The sequence below is a fragment of the Pseudarthrobacter kochi genome (genome assembly GCF_055412805.1).
Genome location: NZ_JBVAYV010000049.1, coordinates 1 through 22,334, shown reverse-complemented (window position 1 = coordinate 22,334; position 22,334 = coordinate 1). Strand labels below are relative to the sequence as shown.

Here is a 22,334-nt window from a genome sequence, read left to right as displayed (position 1 = left end):
GCCCGACGCGCACGCGTACTTCGGCCGGATGAAGCGCGAAAACCGGCAGGGCCCGGCCGTCATGGGCGAACGCGCCCCGCTGGCCGAACTCGACCTCGCCGCCGTCGCGAAGGACCTCGCCGCGGACACGGTGACGTTCATCGACACCCGCGCCAACGACCAGGTCCACGAAGGCACCGTCACCGGCTCCCTCAACGTCCCGGCCGGCAAATCCGTCGCCAGCTTCGGCGCCTGGGTGGTGAACCCGGAAACCGACAAGAACCCGCTCGTGCTCCTGGCCCCGGACCAGTCCGCCGCGCACCAAATGTGGGACCACCTGGTCCGCGTCGGCATCGACAACGTCGCCGGCTACGTCACCGGCTTCGCGGGCCTGCCCGTCAGCGTCCCCAAGCTGATCCAGCCCGAGGACCTCGACGGCTTCGACGCCGCCATGGTCCTGGACGTCCGGAACCGCACCGAACACGCCGCCGGACACATCCCCGGCTCCCACCAGCTCAGCGGCGGCCGCGTGATGTGGCACCTGGACGAGCTCCCCACCGAAGGCACCATCGTGAGCTACTGCCAAAGCGGCGTCCGGAACTCCGTCGCGGCCAGCGCGCTGCGCCGCGCCGGCTACGACGTCGTCGAACTCGACGGCAGCTACGCCGCCTGGGCAACCCGGCAACCCCTGGCATCCATTGCCAGCAACTGATCCAGGCACCATCTGAAGTGATTGAATGACCGTGAGGGCGACGGACCGGCAAACGGTCCGCCGCCCTTACTGTGCCAGCCAGCCGACCTTAGCTGTTGGCCCGCCACCCGGGAGGCCGGTATGTTTCAGGGGAACCACGTTGGGGCCGATGGTTTCCAGCAGTCGGGTTGCCTGCGCGGATGTGAGCCTTTGAGGCTCGGGCACCGGCGCTCAGCGTTGGATTGTATCCGCGCTGCTGCGGACGACCAGCACCGGGCAATGGGCATGGTGCACCGCATGGCCGGATACCGAGCCCAGCAGCATTCCGGCGAAGCCGCCATGGCCACGCGATCCGACCACCAGGAGATCCGCCCCCGCAGCAGCTTTCAGGAGCACTTCGGCGGGATGGCCCTCCCTCACTTCACCGGTGACCGGAACCCTGGCTGCGGATGACCGCTGCAAAGCGTCAGCGTGCACACTCCGGGCATTGTCTCCGAATGATTCATGGTCCTCAGCCCTGCCGGCGGCGTCACCTATGACGGGGTAGTGCCAGGCTGTGACAACGTAAACCTCCCCTGACCGCAGCCGCGCTTCTTCAAGGGCCCAGTCAAGAGCCTCCAGCGCAGAGTCCGACCCGTCGACGCCGACAACAATCCGAAATACCATTCCTGCCGCCATTGTGCCTCCCGCTATGGAAACCGCGTCTTCGCGGCACTACGTCGTCCGGCAAGGCCAACAATCCTCCCGATACGCAGGGGAATCAAGAGGATCTTCGTGCCGGAGGCGGACGTGGTGACGACGCCTCGCACCCCTGGCTCATCAGAGAGCGGAGACGCTATGCCTGGCGCAGCCCACGGCCCCGTGACGAGGCGAGACTAACCAGCCATTCAGTTGCCTCCGCGCGCGAGGTGAAGTTGGCGTGCGGACAGAAGCCGTGCCGTCCCAGGGCGGCCGCCACAACCTTGTCGACGACGGTGGATCCCACCATAGCCACAGCCGAGACGGCCCTGGCGCGTTCAAAGGCGCCCCTCGCAGCGGCACTCATGGTCACATCAGAGATTTCGACCAGGAGAGGCAACGCCCGGCCGGCGCTCAGGCTCTGCAACTTCTCGATGGACTTCATGGCGTCGTCAAGGTCGACCAGTGAACCGGGCCTCCAGAACAGGTGAAGAAACCCTGCCCCGCTGACACCGAGCCGCCCTTTCCCGCCTGCAATCAGGATTTCTTCCACGACATCCCCCTAGGCACGACACGCTAGCCTTTCGAAGGCTTTAGCCGCCCCGGCACGCCGGACTGGCTGCAGCCAGCACGTTAACTTGGTTGATGCGCGGGGTCCCGGCCTCCCAGCGTTGCCGTGGGCACGAGCAGGAGAAGTCGGCCGGCAAGTGTTTCTTGGCGAAGCTGTTCGGATAGTAGGTCGACTCGCCCGGCACGGGCGTTGAGGAACAGGAAAGCGCCGGAGGACATGTCCTCCGGCGCTTTCTTCTTTCCCTTGCAGGCACACTCAGGAGAGGAGCGCCTGCACGGCGACGTAGGCGGCGATCACCAGCACCAGGATGCCAAAGCCGCGCTTGAGTGCCTTGTCCGGGATCCTGCTGCCGATCCGCCCGGCCGCGAGCGAGGCGACCATCGCCGTTCCGGCGAAGGCTGCCGTGACGGCCCAGTCGATCTGCAGGTCACCCACGTGGGCGGCGAAGCCGGCGGCCGAATTGATCACGATGATCACCAGTGACGTCCCCACTGTCACCGCCATCGGAAGCCCGAGAACCAGGGTGAGCGCCGGGACGATCAGGAAGCCGCCGCCGACACCGAGCAGGCCGGTCAGGAACCCGACGACGGCGCCGGTCGCGATTGCCTTGGGGAGGCAGTTGCGCCAGTTGACCCCGCCTCCGGGCAGCGCGCAGGAGCCTCCCGCGGAGGTGGAGGGCATCAGCATCCGGATGCCGGCGAAGACCATGATCGCGGCGAAAGCCAGGAGCAGGATCTTAGGGTCCAGGAGCCGGTTGACCATCGCGCCGAGGTACGCGGTGGCGGTGCCTGCAGCGCCGATGATCAGCGCCAGTCTCCAGTTCACCCCGGTCCGCAGCCGGGGCAGCACCGCGACGGCGGAAGAGGCGCCGACGACGACCAGTGACGTCGGGATTGCCGCGGCAAGCGGCAGCCCTACGCCATAGACCAGGGCGGGCACGGCAAGAATTGACCCGCCGCCTCCGACCAGGCCCAGCAGGCCGCCGACGATCAGCCCGAACGCCGCCGCGGAAAGGATCATGCCCGGGCGTCCAGGTTCTGCAGGGCCTGGTGGGCGGTGGGCTCGTTGGCGGAGCGGTTCCACGGCATCTTGGAGAGCATCTGACCCATGGCACAGCTGTTGGTCGCGGCGGAGAACGTCAGCCCTGCGCCAATGCCGCCGGCAACCAGGCCGAATTTGGGCGAGACGAGTTTCGACGTGACGATGCTGGCGAGGACCAGGGAGCCCGCGGTCATCCGGACCTGGCGTTCCAGGGCCCAGGTGCCACGGCCGCGGACCACGTTGCCGCCGGCGGCCGCGTAGGCGGGGACTCCCCCGGACAGGACACTGGCGCTGGCCAGGCCGACGGAGTCCAGGTGTTTGCGGGCCTGCTCGGCCCGGTTGCCGGACTGGCAGACCAGGACCACGCGGGTGCCCATTTTGGCCGCGAACTCTTCAGTGTGTTCACTGAGCATGGGCAGCGGGACATGATACGAGCCCTTGATGTGCAGGGAATCGAACTCGGCACCACCGCGCACGTCGATGATCATCAGATCGTCGTGGTTGTCTTCCCAGGCTTTCAGGGTCGACGCATCGATGGACTGGGGGGCGGAATCATGGGCGTTGGTCGTCTTCAGGGAAGTCATAGTCTCTTTCGGTATATCTTGGAGCATTTCTCGTGGCGGATCCGCGTTTGCGCGAAGCTGCCGCCCACCGCCCGGTTCCCCGTGTCAAGGACACGGCCCGGGCAGGTGGAAGCCCGGGCGGCAGTTGGGGGGTATGCCGCCCGGGCAGTCTAGGGGGTCAGCTGACGGGGAAGCCCGAAGCTGACCAGTCGAGCATGCCGCCGGGCACGGTGTAGGCGGTGAAACCTGCGGCCGTGAGCTGGTCCGCGGCTGCTGCACTGCGGCGTCCGCTGCGGCACACGGCGATGACGGGCCGGGACTTGTCCAGGTCGTTGAAGCGGCCGGACAGGTCGCCAAGGGCAATGTGCCTGGCGCCGGGGATCATGCCTTCGGCGACTTCAGCCGATTCGCGGACATCCACAATCTGGGCGTCGCTGCCGCTCTTGAGCTGTTCGGCGAGCTGCTGGGGGGTGATTTCCATGTGCTGGACCTTTCGGTGGACTGGGCTGTTGAGCTGCAAAAAAGGGGTCTTCGGGTTTCTCAGGAACGGGGGCCCGTTCTACGTCAGGCGCAGGAAAAGTGCGCGGATTTCCGCCAACGTGAGGTTCCTGCCCGCATCCTCAGGCCGAACCGTACCTGAGGCGGGGAGGTCCGCAGGCTCTGCGAGGCAGTCGCGCATCGCCGTCGAGATCAGTTCGAATCCGGCTTTGTCCAGAGCTCCGCGGACCGCGGTCAGCTGGGTGACGACATTCCGGCAGTCAGCGCCGGACTCGACGGCGGCAATCAGGGCAGTGAGCTGCCCCTGGGCGCGCTTGAGACGGTTCACCGTGCGGCGGATGCCGGGATCCGGGCCGGGTTGGAGCTGCGGGAAGCTGGCGGTGGAGGACATGCTCACTTGCCGCCGGCCTGGTAGTTGACGGGGTGTCCGTTGCGATACCATTCCGTGATGCCGCCCATGACGTTCACCGCGTCGTAGCCGTCCGCCGTGAGGTGCGCCGTGGCGCGTGAGCTGCGGCCGCCGGAGGCGCACATCACATAGACGGTCCGCCCGATCGGGATGTCACCGAGGGACTGCTGAAAACGCGACAGCGGAATATTCCTGGTCCCCGGGACGCAGGCCTCCGAGTACTCTTCTTCTTCCCGGACGTCGATGATGGATGCCTCAGGCCCGAGCGCAGCCAGATCGTTCACTGAGATGCTCTTCATGCTGGTGTCCTTTCACGATGTCCGGGGAGCCCGGGCGGGCGTCCTCCCTTCCATCATGATACCCCTGGGGGTATAAATGCAAACCGGCGTCGGTCGATTGCACTAATACCCCAGGGGGTATATTCTGCTCATATGGCAACCATCGACATTTCCGAAAAGACCTTTAACGACACCATCACCGGCAACGACATCGTACTGGTGGACTTCTGGGCAGCCTGGTGCGGCCCCTGCCGGATGTTCGCCCCGACTTTCAGCAAGGCATCGGACAACCATCCGGACGTCCTCTTCGCGAAGGTGGACACCGAAGCCGAGCCCGGCCTCTCCGCTGCCGCCCGCATCACCTCCATCCCCACCCTGATGGCATTCCGGGACGGGATCCTCGTCTTCTCCCAGCCGGGTGCGATGAACGCGGCCGGGCTGGAGCAGCTCATCACCGGCATCAAAGCACTGGATATGGACGAGGTCCGGGCGAAAGTGGCGACGGCCCCGGCTTCGTAGCAAAAAGAAACCACCGGAGCCCGGAACGGGGCCCGGGGGTATGCCCACCCAAGGGATCGAGGAGTACATATGAGCAGCGAACCAGCCATCACGGCGTCGGGCGGCACAACGCCTGCCGCGGGCCATCTGACCGACGATATCGAGTCGGTACGGGTCGTGCACCTGGGCGGTGACCGCTTTGACATCAGTGTCCGCGGCCACGTCATCAGGACCGACCAGCCGGCCAGCGATGGCGGGGAGGACACCGGCCCGACGCCGACGGAGCTGTTCATTGCCAGCCTCGCAGGCTGTGTCGCGTTCTACGCCCGCCGATACCTGCGCCGGCACGACCTGCCCACCGAGGGACTGGCCGTCGAGGCGGATTTCCGAATGGGCTCGCGCCCCGCACGCGTCGCCCGGATCGAGGTGCGGCTCACCACCCCCGCCGGCATGCCCGAGGAGCGGCGCGGGGCCCTGCTCGCCGTCGCCTCGCACTGCACCGTGCACAACTCACTGATGGCAGCTCCTGAGATCTCAGTGGTCTTCGCTGGCACCCCGAACGACATTGAAGATGTTGGTTGACGGAATCCTGCCGGCCAGCTGAGGAAACGGAGTGAACGGCCGGGAGCCAAACGTCCGATGCGCCGCGCAGCACTTTCCGGGGAACCGGGCAGAGCAGGGGCAAGCAGGATGCCCACCACGGTTAATCCCGTGAAGCTCTTCGAAATCTCAAACGGAACTCCCGCGAGCGCGTGCCAAGTGACGGTGCAGGTCTTGCGCAGACGCAGGAGCTAATTCACAATGAACTCGATGTTGGCGCCTGGCGGCCTGTGTCCAGCCAGACCATGGCCTTCTCCCCCAGCGCCAACGCCTGTGCCTAAGACGTGTCCCAGTTCGAAACATGCGCGTGATAAAGATCCGCCTGCCGAACGAGGCCCCACAACCCAAATGCATGAAGGAACGCAGCCATGAGACCGATCACCGGTGAGATCCTCATCGAGGCCCCCAGAGTGGCGGTGTTCGACTTCGTCGCCAATGAATGCAACGAACCGCTGTACAACCCGAACATGCTCCGGGCAGACCAGCTCACCCCGGGACCCGTGGGCGTCGGAACACGGTTCACCGCCGGCATGAAGGGGCCGACAAGCACGACTGTGGCCATCGAATAGACGGGATTCAACCGCCCCCAGGTGCTGAACTCTCTCAGCCGAACTGCGGGGATGGACATCGAAGGCGAACTCGCCTTTGCGGCCGAGGGAAACCAGACCAGGCTCACTTGGATCTGGAGACTGCGCCCTCGCGGCGCCCTGCGCCTCGTCACCCCGCTGGTGCGGGCCCCGGGCAGCCGACAGGAACACAACAACTGGAAAGCCCTCAAGAAATACCTGGAGACCCCCGCAACTGACAGCATCCGAGGCGATCTGCGCAATGTGAACGCGCGCCGGAAGCCCCGGGGCGGCCCTTGGCGAGGAAGGTCAGCTGGTCAGTACTCGCCCTTGATCACGAAGTAGGAACCGCGGATGATGCCTGCCAGCTTTGATTTCTGGCGGGCGAACTTGAAACGTGATGCCAGTTCCTCCGGAATCTCCATACCTTCGGCGAGTTTGAATCCGACCGCCCGCTTCCCGCCGCCCTCGATGCTGTACATGACGTTGACCGACAGCCCCGACTCGTAAAACACGTAATCCATCCGCAAACCGTCGACTTCGAAGGCGGTTGCTTCGAGCGGGCGGGAGCCGATGATGATGTCGCGTTCATCCCTTAGGATGCGGCTCACCCGGTCGACCACCTCCGGAACTTCGCTTGCCGGGCTGACGGTGAAGACGTGGTCGTACTTGTTGCGGTAGTAGCGTCCCTCGTTGGCGCGTAACCCAGCGAGCGCCCCTGCGACCGGAGACGATTCCAGGCCGGCAGTAGAAACGTTCGCGAAGTCAACAACGTATGGCATGCGCCCTCCTGATGAGATGTGTTGGACCAACGATAACGCGACGACGCGCCTCGCCTACGTGATCGAATTCCAAGACACCCGCCTGACGCCGACGTCGAACCGGACGCCTGCCTTGTCTTGAGTAACGTCCCTCCCTTGCACCGTCCAGCGGCGTTTGTAGACTGCAAAGGTATTCACCTACGCGGTTGGCCGAGGATGGGAATGAAAATGGCGACTTTTCGGGATCTCCACAACACTGCGTCGCCACTCCTGCTCCCCAATGCCTGGGACGTCGGATCCGCTTTGGCATTTGCGACAGCAGGATTCCCGGCCGTCGGCACCACCAGCTTTGGTATTGCGGCAAGTAGCCGGCCTGCCCGACGGCGGCCGGTCCAGCAAGGCGGTAACCGCCGCACTGGTGGCGCAGCTGTGCCGCCTGCCGGTCCACGTCACGGCGGACATCGAAGACGGCTACTCCGATGATCCCGTCGAGGTCGCAGAAACTGTGGCCCAGCTGGCTGACCTGGGCGTGGCCGGGGTCAACCTGGAGGACAGCACAGCCGGGCACCTGGTCGATCCAGCAGCCTTTGCCGGGAAGGTTGCCGCCGTCAAGCGACGCAGCCCGGCAATGTTCGTCAACACCCGGGTGGACAACATATGGTTCGGCGAACAGGCCACTGTGGATGCCGTCCTGCTGCGCGCCTCTGCCTACGCCGATGCCGGAGCGGACGGCATCTTTGTCCCCGGTCGCCACTCCCTACTGGGAGATGCAATCACGCCTTGAAGCCTTCAGCCGGCGCCCATCGGGCCCCCGGGCGGCCACATAGTCCGGGGTGGTGTTGCTGCCACGAATCGATCAATACGATGTTGACATGGAGCGACGGATCAACGACGTCCTGATTCATTACGTCGAGCACGGTGGCGGAGTGCCGCTTGTTGCGCTTCACGGCGCCGGTGTGGATCACCGAGAGATCGAGGCGGCGATCGAGGCCGTCGTCCCCGGCCCGGGATACCGGCGGATCTATCCGGATCTGCCAGGGATGGGTCACTCCACAACCGGCAACCTGGGTTGCAACGACGATGTTGTCGCACTCATCGCTGACTTCATTGATCGCCTGCAGTCCGGACCGATGATGCTGCTGGGGCATTCCTACGGCGCATATATCTTGCGCGCGGCATGGCCTCACAGCGGCCAGACATCGTCCGCGCCCTGGCCCTGCTATGCCCCGTCGCCGAGCGGGCACAAAATGTGCCCGACCATCGGGTGGTTTATCAGGACGATAACGCGTACGACGAACTCGAACCTGAGCAACGGCAGGGGTTCGATGAGTACTTCGTCGTGCGCACACCGGCCACCGCCCGCCGCTACCGCAGCCAGGTCGTGCCGGGCACAACGCTCGTCGACGCGACGGGGCTGGGCCGAATCTTCGCCGAATGGACGGTCGGCGTCGGGTCGGGCACCTTCCCGGGGCCGACCCTGGTCGCAGCCGGACGACGCGATTCGATCGTTAGGTACACCGACGCAGTGGACCTGCTCAAGCGCTACCCGCACGCCACCCTCGCAGTAGTGGAAGGCGCGGGCCATGCACTCATGCACGAGCGGCCCGAGCTCCTCGCCGCGTTGCTCGGTGATTGGCTTGACCGGGCTCGCCCGGACGAAAAGTGACCACCTTTGCCCAAAGGCTCGGGCAAACGCTGCGGCGGAGCACTGTACGACGCCGTCACCAGCCACCGCGCGTCGGTGTATGTCCCTTTCGGGCACCGTCGGGCATTGCCATTTCTGCCCGCAGGCCCAGGAGCCGGATCGGACGGCCCGCTTCGATTGCGGCTGCGAGGTCCAGGGCCTGCGCGAGGATTTCGTTCCGGTCGAATGTCTCGGGAATCTTCCTCGCGTGGGTCGTGGTGACGAACGGCGCGTACCGAACCTTCAGGGTCAGCCCAACCACGGGCCGTCCTTCGGCCACAACATCCTCAAGGACACGCGCCGCCAGCTCCCGCACGGCGCCGTCCACTTGGGCGGGCCCGGTCAGGTCGCGCTGGAAGGTGGTCTCCCGGCTGTGCCCGCGGGCAACCCAGGGGGTGTCGTCCACAACGCTGGCGCCGTCCCCGCGTCCGAGCTCCGCATACCAAGGACCCATCCTGGGGCCGAACTCCGGGACCAGGTCCTGGGGGTCGGACGCGGCGAGCTCGGCGACTGTGTTGATGCCGAGTTTGGCCAGCCGCCCCGACACTTTGGTTCCGACACCCCACAGGTCCCTGGTGGGCCGGCTGCCCATGACCTCGAGCCAGTTCCCGGCAGTGAGACGGAAGACCCCGGCCGGCTTGCCGAAACCGGTGGCGACCTTGGCCCGGACCAGGGTGTCGCCGATGCCCACGCTGCAATGCAGCAGCGTCCGCTCCAGGACAGCGGCCTGCACCTGCCGGGCGTAGGCCTCCGGATTCTCCGTCTCAACGCCTACAAAGGCTTCATCCCAACCCAGCACCTGCACGGTGGCACCGGGCTGTGCGCGCAAGGTAGCCATGACCGTTTCAGACGCCGCGAGGTAGGCCTCCTGATCGACGGGCAGGATCACGGCCTCGGGCACTTTTCGGGCCGCAATGCGCAAGGGCATTCCGGAACCCACACCGAACGCCCGGGCTTCGTAGGATGCGGTCGACACCACAGCTCGTTCCGTGGGGTCGCCCCGGCCGCCGACAATGATCGGCCTGCCCGCAAGCTCCGGCCGCCGGAGCACTTCGACCGCCGCGATGAACTGGTCGAGATCGACGTGCAGCACCCACCGGATTCCGCTCACGCCACCAGTCTGCACTAAACAGCCCCGGCAAGCATCGGCCTTACACCCGCCTTGGCCGCTACATGTACCAACCGGGACCTCCCCCGGCGTTCACTGTGGCATCCCAGCAGAAGATGACAGCATGGAGATATGACTCCTCCCCAAGGTCTTCCCGGCGTCTTCCGGCGTCCCCAGCCCATCAAACCCAAGGCCGGTCAAGAATCGGTGTGGGACTACCCGCGGCCGCCAAGGGTCGAGCCGCGATCCGAACGGGTTATCGTGCGGCTTGGCGGACAGGTGATTGCCGACACCACCGATGCAGTGCGCGTCCTGGAGACGAGTCATCCGCCTGTCTACTACTTGCCATTGGACTCATTCCCTGCCGGTGTACTCGTCCCGGTCGAGGGCAGCACCTTCTGCGAGTTCAAGGGAGAAGCGCACTACTTCGACGTCGTTGCCGGCGGAGTCGTCGTTCCCCGTGCCGGGTGGACCTACCCGGCACCCACCCGGGGTTTCGAGGCACTCAGTACCCGTGTGGCCCTCTATCCGGGTCACATGGACTCCTGCGAGGTCAACGGCGAGCAGGTGGCCTTCCAGGAAGGCGACTTCTACGGCGGCTGGATCACGGGGCAGATCGTTGGTCCGTTCAAGGGTGGCCCGGGCACGGCCGGGTGGTGAGCACATCGCTCGTGCGCCACCAGTTTGAGTGCGCTGCGGGCGTTAGTGCTCGGTGCCTGCCGCAGCAGCCTTCCTGGCGTTCTTCTCGGCGTCCTTCTCGGCGCGCAGAGCCTCCGTCTCGTGCTGTTCCTCGGCTTTTTCCTGGTGGATAACCTCCGCGAAGAGCTTCTCCATCTCCTTGGCCACGCCGGCGGCTGAGGCCGGGTTCTGGCCGGTCACCAGCCGGTCGTCAACTACGACCTTCGCCTCAAAGACATCGGCGAAGACGTGGGTGGCGCCCTGTTCCTCCAGTCGGTCTGCCAAAAAGAACGGGATGACCTTGTCCTTCCCTGCGGCAACCTCCTCGTCGTTGGTGAAGGCGGCCACCTTCCGGCCCTCGACAAGGCGAAGCCCGTTCTCCAATTCCACGTTCAACAGCCCGGCCGGTCCGTGGCAGACCGCGCCCACCAAGCCACCGGCGCTGTAGACGCTGGCTACCAGATTCTGCAGGCCTTCGCTGTCCGGGAAGTCCCACATGGTGCCGTGGCCGCCCACGAGATAAACGGCGTCGTACTGGTCCGGATCGACGACGTCGACACGGGCAGTGTTGTAGAGACCGGCGCGAGTGGCCTCGTCCTCCGTGAAGGCAACCTGGACGGGATCTTCCGAGTCCACCTCGTCGCTCGGGGGCTGGCCGCCCTGGATGGACGCGAAGTCAACGAAATGCCCGGAATCCTTGAAGACCTTCCAGGGATGTGCAGCTTCGGCCACGTTGTAGCCGGTCTTCTCTCCGGTATCGCCGATCTCGGAAACGCTGGTCAGTACCATGAGGATTTTCTTCATGAAGTGTTCCTTTCGTCTAACTTCCACCCTACGCCCAGCCCAATTCAGGTCCTCCCGCCCCGTCTTAGACGGTGGTCGTCGCCTGCGCCTCGTCGCCATGTGGCTTAAGCGAACTACCCACCGACGGTCGGGCCGCCCTCAGATGGCTTGTCCGCCTGTGCCGCGGCGGACCGCGAAAACGTGCGTGCCGCCCGGGCACCCGCAATGGTACTTGCCCCGATGCTGATGAGTGCACCGAGGATTATGGCTGCAGCTTCTCCCGGTCCCAGCAACTGCAATTGGGAGCCGATAGTGGCGGCGGCAACCGGCACTCCCAACTGGGACGCTGCAAGCACCGCAAGCGGCAGAGGCTGGCCGAGTAGCCGCAGGCTTCCATGGACCAGGAGGGTTCCCAGGCCAAGGAAAATCCCAAGGAGAATCATTCTGGGGCTTCCCGCAAGGTCGCGAAGATCGAGCGATGCTCCCAGCCAGACAAAGAACACCGGCCCAAGAAAGCCATCATTGACGGCGAAGAGTTGATGAGCCAGCCGCCGGGGTTCGCCCACCGCTGCGACCACCAGGCCGAAGGAGAACCCGGCCAGCATGATGGACACATGGCCCGCGACGGCAAGCCCGGAGAGGGCGAAGAGCAGCGCAAGTTGGATCCTCAACTCCAGGGCGAACTTCCGGTCCTCGGACACGTCATGCACCCGGCCGCGCGTGCCGCCGCGCTCCAGCCAGCGAAGCACAAAGAACAAAACCGCCGCGCTGCCCCCGACGAGCGCTGCCCCGAGGGCTGCCCTCGGCGCATTGGGTGGGTCAACAGCAAGCGGAAGCGCCACAATGCAGGCGACGTCCGCCACCGCAACCTGTGCCGTTGTCATCAGGACCTTTGGACCCGTCAACCGCAGCGAATCGACGATCGGCAGGACCAAGGCTGCCGAAGAGGAAGCGAGCAGAACGATGTATAGGGGTGCATGCCCGGTTCCAAAGACAAAGGCAATGACGATTCCGACGGCGCCCGCAAGTACCGCGGCGATGCCGGCACGCAGGGCGCCGCCACCCAGGGCGGGACGGATGGCTGCGTCCCGCACCGGGACATGCGTCCCGGCGACGAACATGATGAGGGCGAACCCGACGTCGGCCACAAAGGTGAACGTGGGATCCGAGGAATCCACCAGGTCCAGACCCGTGTGCCCGATGGCGATACCAGCCAGCAACTCCCCCGCCACCACGGGAAGGTGCCATTTCTTGGGAAGCGCCAGCAGCGGCCCGAGGAGAGCGACGGCGGCGATCAGCGAAAGCTGATAGAACGACACGTCCCTCCTTCTGCCGGCATTGCGGTTGGCTTACGGAGGCTACGCTACCGGGGCGCGTCAGCCAGTTTGAGTGGAATGTCGGTGTTTTCGTCCGTGTAGTAGCTTGCGCACACCCGGTGGTAGCCATCGGTTCCATGCGCGGGAATGCCCCGGGCCAGGTCGACCCTGACCATCAGGATGGGCGAGAGCTTCTTGCCTTCCTTGATCTTCGTCAGATCAGAGGCCACGTGGGCGTTGTCCTCGGGCAGCAGCACCAGCCTCGCAGCCCGGAGAATGTCCTTCGCCTTGCGATGCTGGATTGGGGCGACCAAGAGCGACCCGGCAATGGAGGCCCACGGGACCCGCCAGTCGGTCATGACTTCGGAATCAGTGCTGCTCTTGGAATTTCCTCCCATTGCTGCCTCCACGGCGTAGATGGATAGTGGACTCACAGTACTCACGCCGTTGCACGCGGTCAACGGCGGCGCTGCTGTGGCGTGTGGACGTCTCGAAACAGCCGATCGATGAGCAAACTGAGGCATGCCAGATGGCCCCGGTCAGAAGCCGGGCCCGGCTTAAACTCAGGGCTACCTGACCACCGGATGCACCTACTACGGAACGTCTGCAAGTGGGGCCGGCTACTTCGATTACCACCGCTGATTCACCTGCCAGCAAGTCGCACTCCCAATGAGTACCTGATTGCCGGTACTCATTGGGAGCACGGCCCTAATTGACTTGGTCAACTTCACCCGAAGCCTTCCCCTGGTCGAGTGCAAAGGCTCCCGCTCGGTGAACAGAAGTCAGTATCGCCATCGCCGTGGCGCGCCGCGCTGCGCTGCGGCGTGGCACGGCCTGGATCGCCAACCGGTGCATCACCACCAAGCATGGGCCTACCGACAACAGGCAACTGATAGTGGACTTCATGCCGGCGCCCATCGCCTACCGGGCCGTGCGACGAGTGAAGATCAGATGGAGAACTCCGAATGGAGAAGGGGTCGCTTCGATTTCAAAGCGTTGCTCGAGTCCTTCGAGTCCATCCCAGAGCCGTTCGCCCCGGCCCAGGACGATCGGCACAAGGACGATGTGCATGTGGTCGATCAGATCGGCCTCGAGGAACTGTCGAACCGTGCTGACGCCGCCACCGATCCGGACGTCGAGGTCACCGGCCAGGGCGCGGGCCTGCTTGAGCGCGGAGACGGGGTCAGCGTCAACGAAATGGAAGGTTGTTCCTCCTTCCATTTCGAGTACCGGCCGGGGATGGTGTGTCAGAACAACGACAGGGGTGTGGAAGACAGGGATATCGCCCCACCATCCCTTCCATTCCTCGTCCTCCCACGGACCGCGTTGAGGGCCGAACTTGTTGCGCCCCATGATCTCCACGCCGATCCCGGGCCCCCACGTGCTGGCGAACGCCTCGTCGACGCCGAAGGATCCGTCCGACTCCCCGTGGATGCCCATCTCGCGGAAGGTGCGCGCCTCGAAAGCCCACTCCACCAGCCGTGAGCCTGCGTGACCGAACGGAGCGTCGAGTTACTGGCCCTCACCGGCGCCGAAGCCGTCGAGGGAGACCGAGAAGTTATGCACGCGGACGAGGGACATGTCATCTCCTGAAGTGCTTGTCGTTCGCAATCACTTTATGGTGATCGAACCCAACCACTCAAGAGGTGCCCGTCTTCGCGGCGTATGCGGTGGCTTGGGCACGCACCTGGCGAATGTAAGGATCGGACTGGTTGTAGGAGTAGATGGCGTCGGTCCATCCTTGCGCGGTTAAGAGGTCACGGCCGCGGGCGCAGAGATAGGTCGCCGCGCTGAGGGCGGCGTCGTCGATATTGAACGGGTCCGCTGTTCCGTCCCCGTTCCCGTCCCGCCCTGCAAGCTGCCAGGTGGAGGGAATGAACTGCATGGGTCCGACGGCATGGTCCCAGCGGTCGTCGCCGTCCAGGGCACCGGCGTCGGTGTCGGCGATGGCGGCAAATCCGGCGCCGTTGAGGCTCGGGCCCACAATGGGGCCGCTCGCCTGCCCTGCGGTGTTGAGGCTGCCGCCGCCGTAGGTTCCGTGCGCTGATTCGACGAAGCCGACGGCGGCCACGGTGTTCCAGCCGATCCCGCACATCGGAGCGGAATCGTTGGCCGTGGCTGCCGCAGCAACGTAGGCCCGGAGCGCGCGGGCAGGGATCCCGGTTTGCGCGGCAGCCCGGATGAGCCACTGGGCATCCGGGCTCGGGGTCACGTTCACAGCGGAAGTGATGCCGGTGGAGAACGTATCAAGCCTCGCTACGGCCCGCGGCGGCGGAGCAAGGGCCCCACGAGCGTCGACGCCGGGCTGCCGGACTGCCCAGAACGAGAATGCGGCGATGGCGCAAACCGCGAGCAGGCTGAAAACCACAAGGCGTTTTAGACGGAGCACGGACTAATCAAACCATCCAACCTGACACCGAACGCTCCATAGGCACTACGACATCCCACCGTTCCGTCATGTCGTCCTCAACGACGCAGGCAATGAACGGATGTGAAGTACCAGCCAGATGGCAGGCACCGGAGCTTCCTACACTGGCATCCCCGCATCAACCTTCTGGATGATCCTGAGAGATCGTTGCACCCGTAGTCTCGAGACATGCTCTTGCCTGCGATCATCCTCATCACCTCAGCTCTGGTCTTTTACTCGATCGGCGTATGGTCGGAGCATCGCCAACGCGTTCTGAAGTGGTGGCATGCGGGATTCTTTGCATTCGGCCTGATCTGCGACGCCAGCGGAACGTACCTGATGACTCAACTCGCGGCATCAAGCGAAGTTCGGCCCGGTGGAATCGGCGCGGGCCTCAATGCCGTGATGGCCGTCACCGGGGCAGCCGCATTGCTGCTCATGTTGATCCATTTAGGCTGGGCCGTCATCGTGTTGCTGCGTAATCGCGATGTCGAGAAGAAACGCTTCCACAAGTTTTCACTTCTCGTCTGGGTCATCTGGCTCGTCCCCTATTTCACCGGAGCCATAGGCACCAGCCTGGCCTGAGTGCGGCCGCCGTACTCACGCCATCGCATCGCACGAAGCTCGGCCGCACAATGGGGCAAAGCAACCTGCCAGGGGCCCAGCAGAACCCGTCAACAAGTCGCACACGGTCATGCACTTATCCCGGAACGTCGCCTTGAACAGTCGTGACAGCAAAGAATGCAATCCAGCCAAGGCAGCAACGCTCCCCCAGCCAGCGTCCGGTCATGCAGTGAGCGACCCTCCCCGCCATGAACACAAAACCAGCGACAACGCCACCCAAACACGAAAGGAGAAGTGGCCACCAACAAGAAAGGCCCCCGCAGGCCCGCTATCTCGCTTGATCACGAAGACGAGAACTGGTAGTTTCTCTGCGCCCAACCAAGAACCACAGGACCGAGCCAAGTACCGGTACCGCAAGAACGATGAGGGCCCAGACGACCGTACCGCCAGTGGTATGAGTCCTATTGCGCGCAGTGCTCACGAGCGCCGCAATGAACAGGATTGCGTTCAGGATCAGCGGGAATCCCATGATGCCCCAGGACGGCACCAGTGGATTTGCTTCCGATGTAGAGAGCGCCAGTATCATTTTTCCCCCACGATAGTGCGGCTACTGATGCTCAACCATATCGCCAGCTCTTGGCACCATCCGGAAATAACAACAGCGCAACAGCCATGGCGCCGCGGCAGCCTTAAGCTCCTCGCCAACGTTCTGTAAGTGGTCTCCTCAATCGAGCTGGGAAGCGTCCCGAAAGCCGGTCCCCCACCGGCCGGCTCGCCTCCTTCATGCCTCCCCCTTCGAGAAAGCCGCAGTGCAGGAACTCGATTCCCGTATGACCTGCCTGAAAAACTGCCCCGGTGAACGTGCCCTAAGCGCGGCACTCCAGCTCGTCTCAATGGCACACGACCCGCACTGAGAGGGCGGGAACTACTGGATCCGACGCGGGCGGGTACGAGACGTCCTCCATGCGGGGGTCGACTTCGGCCGGGGGTTCTGGCCGTGCCGGTTCTTCCGGTTTTGCTGCGTCGGCCATGAGCTGGTCAATGCTTGCCGAGTCCGTCTGGGCGGCTTTGAGCGCGTCGGCGTGCTGGAAGGGTTCCGCCAGTGCTGTATCTGCCTGTTCGACGCGCGACCCGGTGCGGTTCACACCGCCGTCGAGCGGGTGGTTAGGCTGGGTGGATGGCGACAGTTATTCTCGTGCGGCACGGCCGCACCACAGCCAATGCCACTGGACTGCTGGCCGGTCGGGCCGTCGGCGTCAGCCTGGACCAGATCGGGCGCGACCAGGCGGCTCTGACCGGAGACCGGCTCGCGGCCGTGCCCGTAGTCGGGGTGGTGTCGAGCCCTCTTGAGCGTTGTCAGCAGACCGCCCAGCTCATCCTGGATCGCCAGGCCGGCACGCCGTACGCGCCGGTCGATCTCGATCTCACCGAGTGCGATTACGGCCAGTGGCAGGGCCGCACGCTCAGTGATCTCGCGACCGAGGATTTGTGGCCGGTTGTGCAGTCGCAACCGTCCGCCGTCGTCTTTCCCGGCGGTGAATCCATGGCCGCGATGCAGGCTCGGTCGGTGGCAGCGATTCGACGCCACGATGCAGCATTCGAAGCCGAGTACGGGCCAGGGGCGGCGTGGGTGGCGGTGAGTCACGGTGACATCATCAAGTCCATCCTCGCCGACGCGCTCGGCATGCACCTTGACCTGTTCCAGCGTATAAACGTGGGCCCCGCCTCCGTCTCGATCGTCCGCTACGGCGCTAGTCGGCCGAGCGTCTACGCGACCAACACCGACGCGGGTGATCTGTCGTGGCTGTCGAACGGCATCCACTCTGGCGATGCGCCGGTGGGCGGCGGTGCAGGGGAAAAGGCGCTATGAACCATATGTGCCTAAAATACTGACATGCCTAAACGTGTTCACGAGTTTGCCTGGCCTGATCGGGTCGTCGTTGGCACCATTGGCCTTCCGGGGGCGCGCACGTTCTACCTGCAGGTGCGCGCAGGGGCGCAGATCGTGAGTATTGCCCTGGAGAAGCAGCAGTCGGCTCTGCTCGCGGAGAAGATCGACGAAATTCTCGACCAGCTCATCACCGTCGAGGGCAACCCTTTCAGCGTTCCCTCGAGTACTCCCATTGAACTTGTCGACAATGACGAGCTCGAGGCCGTTCAGGAGCAGTTTCGCACCGGCGCCATGAGCTTAGGTTGGGACCCAACCACGGCCCAGGTCGTAGTAGAGGCTTACCCCATCACCGATGTCGATGCTGATGACAACGACGAATCGCTTGATGGGGACGGTGCTAACGAGCCCGAAATGCTGCTGGTGCGAATGCCGGTCGGCACCGCCCGCGCATTCGCCAAGCGCACCCGTGAGATCGTGGGCGCCGGGCGTCCGACGTGCTCACTCTGCGGTTACCCCATGGACGCCGACGGGCACATCTGCACCCTTCCCGAGGTCTGATGCCAGCGCCGGACCTAGTGACCGCCGAGCTGACGCTCACCGGCCGCATCACAACGGCTTCAAACGCTACATTTCTGGGCGGAATCGGCGACGCGGTGGTCGTCTATAAGCCGATAGCAGGCGAAAGTCCGCTGTGGGATTTTCCCCACGGCACTCTGGCTCACCGGGAGGTGGCCGCCTACTTGGTCTCGCAGGTCTTCGGCTGGGACGTCGTGCCGCAGACCTGGCTGCGCGATGGTCCGATGGGCGAAGGAATGGTGCAGCGCTGGCAGGAGCAAGACCCCGCCCAAAGCGCCGTGAACCTGGTCGCGACGGAGCACGTGCCGGAGACGGGCTGGAAACACGTTCTCGAGGGACGAGATGAGAACGGACGGATGGTCGCCCTCGTTCACGAAGACTCGCCAGCGCTCAGACGCATGGCGGTGTTCGACATGGTGGTCAACAACGCCGACCGCAAAGGCGACCACATTCTTGCCATGACGGACGGACACCGGCACGGCGTGGACCATGGGCTCACCTTTCACCGTGACCACAAGCTGCGCACGGTGCTGTGGGGATGGCGGGGAGACGCTCTGACCGCCGAGGAATGCGACGGCATCGATCGTGTCATTGAAGGACTGCACGGTGGGCTGGGCCGAAACCTGGCGGACTTGCTGAGCGCCGAAGAAATCGCATCGCTTGCCGCGCGCTGCGCCCGGTTGCGCTTGGCAGGGCGGTTTCCGGCTCCGAGCGGTGAGATGTCGGCGGTGCCCTGGCCGCTGTTCTAAGGGAATTACGGCCAGGGCTTCGCAGGCTGTGTCACGTTGATGGCATGGATCTTAAGGTGGCGACGGAGCTAATCACTCAAGAGCGCGAGCTCGGCTGGCGATTTTCCTAGGAGCCAGGACCCGGCGGGCAACCCTCTGTTCCGAAGGTCTGGGCGATGGAAGGGACATCAACTGTCACCGGGAATTCGCTGCCCAAATTTGGTGAGCGGGCAGGTTCGGATCGCCACCAGTCGTGGTGCGCGGGGCCGGCAGGTGCCTGATGCCATGGCCGGTGTTTTCGTTGGCTAGGCCCCGGTCACATAGCCTGGGCGTCACCGCCGTCAGCGGCCACCAACAATACTTCGACGCGCGATTTAGACTGCACCCATGTCCCAAACTGAACGAACCATCACAGACCCGGTCTTCGAAGCTGCCTACGAGGCCGCACAAAAGAGCCTTCGAGAGGGCGGCATCCCGATCGGTGCTGCCTTGGCCCGCGGCGGGATCGTCATTGCCAGCGGCCACAACCAGCGTGTCCAGCATGGCGTTATCTGCCCTCAGATGGGGTTCACAGCCATGTGAGTTTTGAACTAGGGTCGTCTCGAAACGCACGGATTATCTACCCCTGGCGAGGTACGTTCGTATGGCGCAGTCCCTGATTCCGTTTCCCCCGACCACCCACCTGAACGTCCCGATGTCACGGCGCTGGATCGCTTTCAGGGTCATCCACAAGGCTGGCGGCCCGTCCTGGGCCGTGGTGGATGCCGCCAGCTACGAGCTACATCCTGAGGCCAGCGCCTACCTTCATTACCTGATGGGCTCTGCCCGGTCCGCCAACACCATCCGGGCCCACGCGCAGCGCCTGGCATCCTTCTTCACCTGGCTCGGTCCGGCCCGGCTGGACGAACGGCGTGCCCGTTGTTTCCCGCTTCATCCGGGAACTCGCAGTCACCGCGTTGCCCGCCCCGGACGACAACGCGGAATATCGTGAGCCGCGCTACCGGAGCGGGAAGACGATCAACCAGTACGCGGCGGCATTAACCCAGTTCTATATGTGGGCCGCGCGCAGTGATCTGATCAGTGAGAAGACGGCCGCGGGTTTCTACGAGACCAGAATCGCTTACGGCTATTCCGGTGACAGACTACTGCCGGGCCAAGTGGTGAGGTCCCGGGCCGTGCGGGTGAAGGAAGTTGAGGAAGCGCCAAAGCTGATCGATGAACCCGGTGAGGAGTCATTACTGGAGGCCGTGACCAACCGGCGTGATCGGTTTCTGGTTGCGCTGATGGTCGAAACGGGCGTCCGGATCGGCGAGGCCCTGGGGCTGCGGACAGAGGACCTGCATCTCTTCCATGACTCGCGCGCCCTCGGGTGCGCGTCTGTAGGGCCGCACATCCACGTTCGGCGGCGGCAGAATCCCAACGACGCGCTGTCCAAATCCTCGAATCCACGCGCAGTCCCGGTCACCGCCACGGTCTGCACTCTGTAGCACCTGTACCTCGAGGACCGCATCGACCGCCTGGTCCAGGACAACAGCCCCATGGACTTCGTCAATCTGTACGCGCGGTCCCATGCCGGGGAGGCGTTGAAGTACTCCAATGCCGTCAAGATGTTCTATCGAGCCTCGACCCGGGCCGGGGCCCGGGTAAACCCCCACATGACACGGCATACCGCGGCGACGCGATGGAAACGCGCCGGTGTGCCGGCGCGGGACATTCAGGAACTGCTCGGACGCCGCAGCCCCGCATCCCAGTTGGTGTATGAGCACGCCACCGACCAGGACCTTCGCGACGCCATCGAAGGCGTCCGCCGCGGATCGCCGGGGCCCTCATGAGCGGCGGACAACCAGTCGCCACCGGCGTTGTTCCAGTCCGGGCGCCGGCAGACCCGGTCGACCCCTCTCTGGACCTTGCCGACTTCCAGCACCTGCTTGCCCGGGAAATCCGGGACGACTGGCGGCCGGAGGAATGGGACAGCGAGGCCTGGGTCTTCACCGGAGTCCCCGGTCATGTCGGCACGCTGGTCAACGAGTGCAGGTTTCCCGGCTGCCATGGCCCTTCGTTCACACGACGCAACGGACTGTGCAATATCTGCGCCGGCCGCCATATCCGGCATACCGAACGCAGGGGCTCCATGAGCGTCGAGTCCTGGATCGGCCGGGCGGCCGAGCTGCAGGACACGATCTGGGCATCCCGGATCGTCCCGATCGTGTGCTCGGTGACGAACTGCACCAACCGCAGCAAAGGCCTCGGCGTGCCCTTGATGGCCACGACGGATGGGAACCCGAAACGATGGCACCAGCAGAAGGACCGGCTCCCTCCCCTGTGCCTGGGACACCAGCCCCGCCACACCGTCGAGGACATCGAGTCCTGGATCGCGTCCCAAGCCGCCAAACCGGTTGCGCCGCCAGAGTACTGCGCAGTTCCGTGGTGCGGTTACAAACGGCACCACGCCAACCAACTGGGCATCTGCAGATTTCATGCCAAGCTGATCAGCGACCCGGGCGGGCTGGCCCTGCATCTTGAAAGGGAAGCCGTCGTCTCCCTCGAACCTGACGGCTACCGGGAGATCCACGCCCCGGATTTGAGACCCGGCGGGTACCAGCTCAGCCTTGGACAATTGCGCCAGCGGCACCCGGGACTGGCCACGGAACTGCTGTGGTCCCTCCAGCATCAGGACCGCATCGGCTTCCCGGTCAACATCCCGACGACCAAGGCGCTCATCCGATCGGCGATGGACTTTCCGGAAGCAACGAAATCCTTCCTGAACGCCGACACCCACGCCCTGGCAAAGGGACGGATCCTCCGTTCCGTAAATGCCTGGTCAATGTTCCGGGTGGTTCGCGCAAGACTGTTGGAACGCTACGTGCCATGGTCCACACGGGGGGATCTGCTCCAGTCGGACCTCATCCCCTTCGGGCTGCTGACGACCTCGTCGAACAGGCGTGCGTCCGCGCGATCCATGTCAATTCTCGATTTCCGGCCGATCCCGCTTGACTGGGCCCGGCACATGACCAAGCTTTGGATCCTGGAACGGTCCACCACCGAGACCTCCCCGACGACGCTCATCACCCACACCGCAAGGCTGTGCACCGACTTCATCGTCCAATGTACGGCGCGGCAGCTTTCCCCGCCGACCAGCACATCGGACCTGACCCGCGAACACGGAAAGGTGCTCGCACAGGCCCTCGCCGGCATGACACGCCTCGACGGGAAACCCCTGGCCAACTCCTACAAACGGTTCCTCGGGTCGACCGTGACAGGCATGATCGACTACGCCCGGAAGAACTCGGACCTGTTCGAAAACACCACCCTGTCCTTCTCCCTGGACTACGACCTGCGGATCCCCCTCGAAGACGTGAGGTGTGTCAAGGATGTGAGACAGTCGGGTGGTTTCTTGTCAGTTAGGCAGCCACGGTTTGCGGCTGGTTTTTTGTCTTGAAATTGGCCATCGCGGTGGCCGGCGGCA

At 64.5% G+C, this 22,334-nt stretch carries 29 protein-coding genes and 3 pseudogenes; 16 read left to right on the top strand and 16 right to left on the bottom strand.

What is annotated here, in order from left to right; all coding sequences use genetic code 11:
- On the top strand, nucleotides 1-691 hold a 691-nt coding region (locus ACZY0Y_RS17480), incomplete at its 5' end, for a rhodanese-like domain-containing protein (protein WP_463959436.1).
- A gap of 210 nt (nucleotides 692-901) precedes the next feature.
- Here ACZY0Y_RS17480 and ACZY0Y_RS17475 read toward each other — a convergent pair.
- The 7 genes from ACZY0Y_RS17475 to ACZY0Y_RS17445 all read right to left on the bottom strand — a co-directional run bounded on the left by ACZY0Y_RS17475 (nucleotide 902) and on the right by ACZY0Y_RS17445 (nucleotide 4,729).
- Entirely contained in the window at nucleotides 902-1,336 is a 435-nt protein-coding gene (locus ACZY0Y_RS17475; protein WP_463959435.1) for a universal stress protein, read from the bottom strand.
- Between the two features lie 169 nt (nucleotides 1,337-1,505).
- A complete protein-coding gene (locus ACZY0Y_RS17470; protein ID WP_463959433.1) occupies nucleotides 1,506-1,901 on the bottom strand; it encodes a DUF7793 family protein in 396 nt (131 codons plus the stop codon).
- A 273-nt stretch (nucleotides 1,902-2,174) separates the two neighbouring features.
- Nucleotides 2,175-2,939 carry a sulfite exporter TauE/SafE family protein gene (locus tag ACZY0Y_RS17465; RefSeq protein ID WP_463885924.1) on the bottom strand — a complete coding sequence of 255 codons (765 nt, stop codon included), beginning with the start codon at nucleotides 2,937-2,939 and terminating at the stop codon, nucleotides 2,175-2,177.
- Complete coding sequence (locus ACZY0Y_RS17460; RefSeq protein WP_463959431.1) at nucleotides 2,936-3,544, bottom strand: rhodanese-like domain-containing protein; 609 nt, start codon at nucleotides 3,542-3,544, stop codon at nucleotides 2,936-2,938. Before ACZY0Y_RS17460 ends, ACZY0Y_RS17465 begins: the two co-directional genes overlap by 4 nt.
- 157 nt (nucleotides 3,545-3,701) lie before the next feature.
- Nucleotides 3,702-4,004, bottom strand: a complete 303-nt coding sequence (locus ACZY0Y_RS17455; protein WP_463885920.1) for a rhodanese-like domain-containing protein — start codon at nucleotides 4,002-4,004, stop codon at nucleotides 3,702-3,704.
- A 78-nt stretch (nucleotides 4,005-4,082) separates the two neighbouring features.
- Nucleotides 4,083-4,412, bottom strand: coding sequence for a metal-sensitive transcriptional regulator (locus tag ACZY0Y_RS17450; RefSeq protein WP_463885918.1), 330 nt, complete (start codon nucleotides 4,410-4,412; stop codon nucleotides 4,083-4,085).
- A gap of 2 nt (nucleotides 4,413-4,414) precedes the next feature.
- Nucleotides 4,415-4,729 carry a rhodanese-like domain-containing protein gene (locus ACZY0Y_RS17445; RefSeq protein ID WP_160666194.1) on the bottom strand — a complete coding sequence of 105 codons (315 nt, stop codon included), beginning with the start codon at nucleotides 4,727-4,729 and terminating at the stop codon, nucleotides 4,415-4,417.
- A 132-nt stretch (nucleotides 4,730-4,861) separates the two neighbouring features.
- On the opposite strand from ACZY0Y_RS17445, the gene trxA reads away from it, so the two are divergent.
- From trxA to ACZY0Y_RS17430, 3 genes are all read left to right on the top strand, one after another.
- Nucleotides 4,862-5,227 carry a thioredoxin gene (gene trxA / locus ACZY0Y_RS17440; RefSeq protein WP_160666196.1) on the top strand — a complete coding sequence of 122 codons (366 nt, stop codon included), beginning with the start codon at nucleotides 4,862-4,864 and terminating at the stop codon, nucleotides 5,225-5,227.
- A gap of 69 nt (nucleotides 5,228-5,296) precedes the next feature.
- Nucleotides 5,297-5,788: an OsmC family protein gene (locus ACZY0Y_RS17435; RefSeq protein WP_463885914.1), complete on the top strand. Its 492-nt coding sequence runs from the start codon at nucleotides 5,297-5,299 to the stop codon at nucleotides 5,786-5,788.
- A 386-nt stretch (nucleotides 5,789-6,174) separates the two neighbouring features.
- Nucleotides 6,175-6,375, top strand: a complete 201-nt coding sequence (locus tag ACZY0Y_RS17430; RefSeq protein WP_463959428.1) for an SRPBCC family protein — start codon at nucleotides 6,175-6,177, stop codon at nucleotides 6,373-6,375.
- A gap of 314 nt (nucleotides 6,376-6,689) precedes the next feature.
- Here ACZY0Y_RS17430 and ACZY0Y_RS17425 read toward each other — a convergent pair whose 3' ends face one another.
- A complete protein-coding gene (locus tag ACZY0Y_RS17425; protein ID WP_463885910.1) occupies nucleotides 6,690-7,154 on the bottom strand; it encodes a DUF8821 family protein in 465 nt (154 codons plus the stop codon).
- A 195-nt stretch (nucleotides 7,155-7,349) separates the two neighbouring features.
- On the opposite strand from ACZY0Y_RS17425, the pseudogene ACZY0Y_RS17420 reads away from it, so the two are divergent.
- The 3 genes and pseudogenes from ACZY0Y_RS17420 to ACZY0Y_RS17410 all read left to right on the top strand — a co-directional run.
- A pseudogene (locus tag ACZY0Y_RS17420) lies at nucleotides 7,350-7,439 on the top strand (hypothetical protein); the annotation flags it as partial.
- 49 nt (nucleotides 7,440-7,488) lie between these two features.
- Complete coding sequence (locus tag ACZY0Y_RS17415; protein ID WP_463959426.1) at nucleotides 7,489-7,917, top strand: isocitrate lyase/phosphoenolpyruvate mutase family protein; 429 nt, start codon at nucleotides 7,489-7,491, stop codon at nucleotides 7,915-7,917.
- Between the two features lie 88 nt (nucleotides 7,918-8,005).
- A complete protein-coding gene (locus ACZY0Y_RS17410; RefSeq protein WP_463959424.1) occupies nucleotides 8,006-8,701 on the top strand; it encodes an alpha/beta fold hydrolase in 696 nt (231 codons plus the stop codon).
- Between the two features lie 153 nt (nucleotides 8,702-8,854).
- Here ACZY0Y_RS17410 and ACZY0Y_RS17405 read toward each other — a convergent pair whose 3' ends face one another.
- Entirely contained in the window at nucleotides 8,855-9,928 is a 1,074-nt protein-coding gene (locus tag ACZY0Y_RS17405; protein WP_463959422.1) for a DNA polymerase IV, read from the bottom strand.
- A 129-nt stretch (nucleotides 9,929-10,057) separates the two neighbouring features.
- Between ACZY0Y_RS17405 and ACZY0Y_RS17400 the strand changes: the two genes are divergently transcribed.
- Nucleotides 10,058-10,585, top strand: a complete 528-nt coding sequence (locus ACZY0Y_RS17400; protein ID WP_463959420.1) for a DUF427 domain-containing protein — start codon at nucleotides 10,058-10,060, stop codon at nucleotides 10,583-10,585.
- Between the two features lie 42 nt (nucleotides 10,586-10,627).
- On the opposite strand, the gene ACZY0Y_RS17395 is transcribed toward ACZY0Y_RS17400, so the two are convergent.
- The 5 genes and pseudogenes from ACZY0Y_RS17395 to ACZY0Y_RS17375 form a co-directional block, all read right to left on the bottom strand.
- Nucleotides 10,628-11,407, bottom strand: a complete 780-nt coding sequence (locus ACZY0Y_RS17395) for a type 1 glutamine amidotransferase domain-containing protein (protein WP_463885902.1) — start codon at nucleotides 11,405-11,407, stop codon at nucleotides 10,628-10,630.
- Between the two features lie 113 nt (nucleotides 11,408-11,520).
- Nucleotides 11,521-12,705: a cation:proton antiporter gene (locus tag ACZY0Y_RS17390; protein WP_463885900.1), complete on the bottom strand. Its 1,185-nt coding sequence runs from the start codon at nucleotides 12,703-12,705 to the stop codon at nucleotides 11,521-11,523.
- A 44-nt stretch (nucleotides 12,706-12,749) separates the two neighbouring features.
- Nucleotides 12,750-13,136 (bottom strand): hypothetical protein, encoded by a 387-nt coding sequence (locus tag ACZY0Y_RS17385; protein WP_463959418.1) that lies wholly within the window; start codon nucleotides 13,134-13,136, stop codon nucleotides 12,750-12,752.
- Between the two features lie 487 nt (nucleotides 13,137-13,623).
- Nucleotides 13,624-14,283: pseudogene (locus ACZY0Y_RS17380) on the bottom strand (dihydrofolate reductase family protein).
- Nucleotides 14,284-14,341: 58 nt separating this feature from the next.
- Entirely contained in the window at nucleotides 14,342-15,091 is a 750-nt protein-coding gene (locus ACZY0Y_RS17375) for a lytic transglycosylase domain-containing protein (RefSeq protein ID WP_463959416.1), read from the bottom strand.
- A 207-nt stretch (nucleotides 15,092-15,298) separates the two neighbouring features.
- Between ACZY0Y_RS17375 and ACZY0Y_RS17370 the strand changes: the two genes are divergently transcribed.
- Nucleotides 15,299-15,694 carry an HsmA family protein gene (locus tag ACZY0Y_RS17370; RefSeq protein ID WP_463959414.1) on the top strand — a complete coding sequence of 132 codons (396 nt, stop codon included), beginning with the start codon at nucleotides 15,299-15,301 and terminating at the stop codon, nucleotides 15,692-15,694.
- A 307-nt stretch (nucleotides 15,695-16,001) separates the two neighbouring features.
- On the opposite strand, the gene ACZY0Y_RS17365 is transcribed toward ACZY0Y_RS17370, so the two are convergent.
- On the bottom strand, nucleotides 16,002-16,202 hold the full coding sequence (locus ACZY0Y_RS17365) for a PLD nuclease N-terminal domain-containing protein (protein WP_463959439.1): 201 nt from the start codon (nucleotides 16,200-16,202) through the stop codon (nucleotides 16,002-16,004).
- A 361-nt stretch (nucleotides 16,203-16,563) separates the two neighbouring features.
- Nucleotides 16,564-16,818, bottom strand: a complete 255-nt coding sequence (locus ACZY0Y_RS17360) for a hypothetical protein (protein WP_463959412.1) — start codon at nucleotides 16,816-16,818, stop codon at nucleotides 16,564-16,566.
- Nucleotides 16,819-16,850: 32 nt separating this feature from the next.
- On the opposite strand from ACZY0Y_RS17360, the gene ACZY0Y_RS17355 reads away from it, so the two are divergent.
- The 7 genes and pseudogenes from ACZY0Y_RS17355 to ACZY0Y_RS17325 all read left to right on the top strand — a co-directional run bounded on the left by ACZY0Y_RS17355 (nucleotide 16,851) and on the right by ACZY0Y_RS17325 (nucleotide 22,307).
- Nucleotides 16,851-17,543, top strand: coding sequence for an MSMEG_4193 family putative phosphomutase (locus ACZY0Y_RS17355; RefSeq protein ID WP_463959411.1), 693 nt, complete (start codon nucleotides 16,851-16,853; stop codon nucleotides 17,541-17,543).
- A 24-nt stretch (nucleotides 17,544-17,567) separates the two neighbouring features.
- Nucleotides 17,568-18,122 carry a DUF3090 domain-containing protein gene (locus ACZY0Y_RS17350; RefSeq protein ID WP_463959409.1) on the top strand — a complete coding sequence of 185 codons (555 nt, stop codon included), beginning with the start codon at nucleotides 17,568-17,570 and terminating at the stop codon, nucleotides 18,120-18,122.
- Entirely contained in the window at nucleotides 18,122-18,889 is a 768-nt protein-coding gene (locus tag ACZY0Y_RS17345) for an SCO1664 family protein (RefSeq protein WP_463886551.1), read from the top strand. The genes ACZY0Y_RS17350 and ACZY0Y_RS17345 overlap by 1 nt, the downstream gene beginning before the upstream one ends.
- Before the next feature lie 366 nt (nucleotides 18,890-19,255).
- Nucleotides 19,256-19,414 (top strand): annotated as a pseudogene (locus ACZY0Y_RS17340) (nucleoside deaminase); the annotation flags it as partial.
- Nucleotides 19,415-19,779: 365 nt separating this feature from the next.
- Nucleotides 19,780-20,355: a hypothetical protein gene (locus tag ACZY0Y_RS17335; RefSeq protein WP_463959407.1), complete on the top strand. Its 576-nt coding sequence runs from the start codon at nucleotides 19,780-19,782 to the stop codon at nucleotides 20,353-20,355.
- Nucleotides 20,356-20,358: 3 nt separating this feature from the next.
- Nucleotides 20,359-20,700 carry a tyrosine-type recombinase/integrase gene (locus ACZY0Y_RS17330; RefSeq protein WP_463959437.1) on the top strand — a complete coding sequence of 114 codons (342 nt, stop codon included), beginning with the start codon at nucleotides 20,359-20,361 and terminating at the stop codon, nucleotides 20,698-20,700.
- Nucleotides 20,697-22,307 (top strand): hypothetical protein, encoded by a 1,611-nt coding sequence (locus ACZY0Y_RS17325; protein ID WP_463959405.1) that lies wholly within the window; start codon nucleotides 20,697-20,699, stop codon nucleotides 22,305-22,307. Before ACZY0Y_RS17330 ends, ACZY0Y_RS17325 begins: the two co-directional genes overlap by 4 nt.
- The last annotated feature ends 27 nt before the right edge of the window (nucleotides 22,308-22,334 follow it).

Coding starts and splice junctions, on each gene's coding strand:
- ACZY0Y_RS17475 (WP_463959435.1), bottom strand. CDS start 1,336: ATGGTATTTCGGATTGTTGTCGGCGTCGACGGGTCGGACTCTGCGCTG.
- ACZY0Y_RS17465 (WP_463885924.1), bottom strand. CDS start 2,939: ATGATCCTTTCCGCGGCGGCGTTCGGGCTGATCGTCGGCGGCCTGCTG.
- ACZY0Y_RS17460 (WP_463959431.1), bottom strand. CDS start 3,544: ATGACTTCCCTGAAGACGACCAACGCCCATGATTCCGCCCCCCAGTCC.
- ACZY0Y_RS17455 (WP_463885920.1), bottom strand. CDS start 4,004: ATGGAAATCACCCCCCAGCAGCTCGCCGAACAGCTCAAGAGCGGCAGC.
- ACZY0Y_RS17450 (WP_463885918.1), bottom strand. CDS start 4,412: ATGTCCTCCACCGCCAGCTTCCCGCAGCTCCAACCCGGCCCGGATCCC.
- ACZY0Y_RS17445 (WP_160666194.1), bottom strand. CDS start 4,729: ATGAAGAGCATCTCAGTGAACGATCTGGCTGCGCTCGGGCCTGAGGCA.
- trxA (WP_160666196.1), top strand. CDS start 4,862: ATGGCAACCATCGACATTTCCGAAAAGACCTTTAACGACACCATCACC.
- ACZY0Y_RS17435 (WP_463885914.1), top strand. CDS start 5,297: ATGAGCAGCGAACCAGCCATCACGGCGTCGGGCGGCACAACGCCTGCC.
- ACZY0Y_RS17430 (WP_463959428.1), top strand. CDS start 6,175: ATGAGACCGATCACCGGTGAGATCCTCATCGAGGCCCCCAGAGTGGCG.
- ACZY0Y_RS17425 (WP_463885910.1), bottom strand. CDS start 7,154: ATGCCATACGTTGTTGACTTCGCGAACGTTTCTACTGCCGGCCTGGAA.
- ACZY0Y_RS17410 (WP_463959424.1), top strand. CDS start 8,006: ATGGAGCGACGGATCAACGACGTCCTGATTCATTACGTCGAGCACGGT.
- ACZY0Y_RS17400 (WP_463959420.1), top strand. CDS start 10,058: ATGACTCCTCCCCAAGGTCTTCCCGGCGTCTTCCGGCGTCCCCAGCCC.
- ACZY0Y_RS17395 (WP_463885902.1), bottom strand. CDS start 11,407: ATGAAGAAAATCCTCATGGTACTGACCAGCGTTTCCGAGATCGGCGAT.
- ACZY0Y_RS17370 (WP_463959414.1), top strand. CDS start 15,299: ATGCTCTTGCCTGCGATCATCCTCATCACCTCAGCTCTGGTCTTTTAC.
- ACZY0Y_RS17365 (WP_463959439.1), bottom strand. CDS start 16,202: ATGGGATTCCCGCTGATCCTGAACGCAATCCTGTTCATTGCGGCGCTC.
- ACZY0Y_RS17355 (WP_463959411.1), top strand. CDS start 16,851: ATGGCGACAGTTATTCTCGTGCGGCACGGCCGCACCACAGCCAATGCC.
- ACZY0Y_RS17350 (WP_463959409.1), top strand. CDS start 17,568: ATGCCTAAACGTGTTCACGAGTTTGCCTGGCCTGATCGGGTCGTCGTT.
- ACZY0Y_RS17345 (WP_463886551.1), top strand. CDS start 18,122: ATGCCAGCGCCGGACCTAGTGACCGCCGAGCTGACGCTCACCGGCCGC.
- ACZY0Y_RS17325 (WP_463959405.1), top strand. CDS start 20,697: ATGAGCGGCGGACAACCAGTCGCCACCGGCGTTGTTCCAGTCCGGGCG.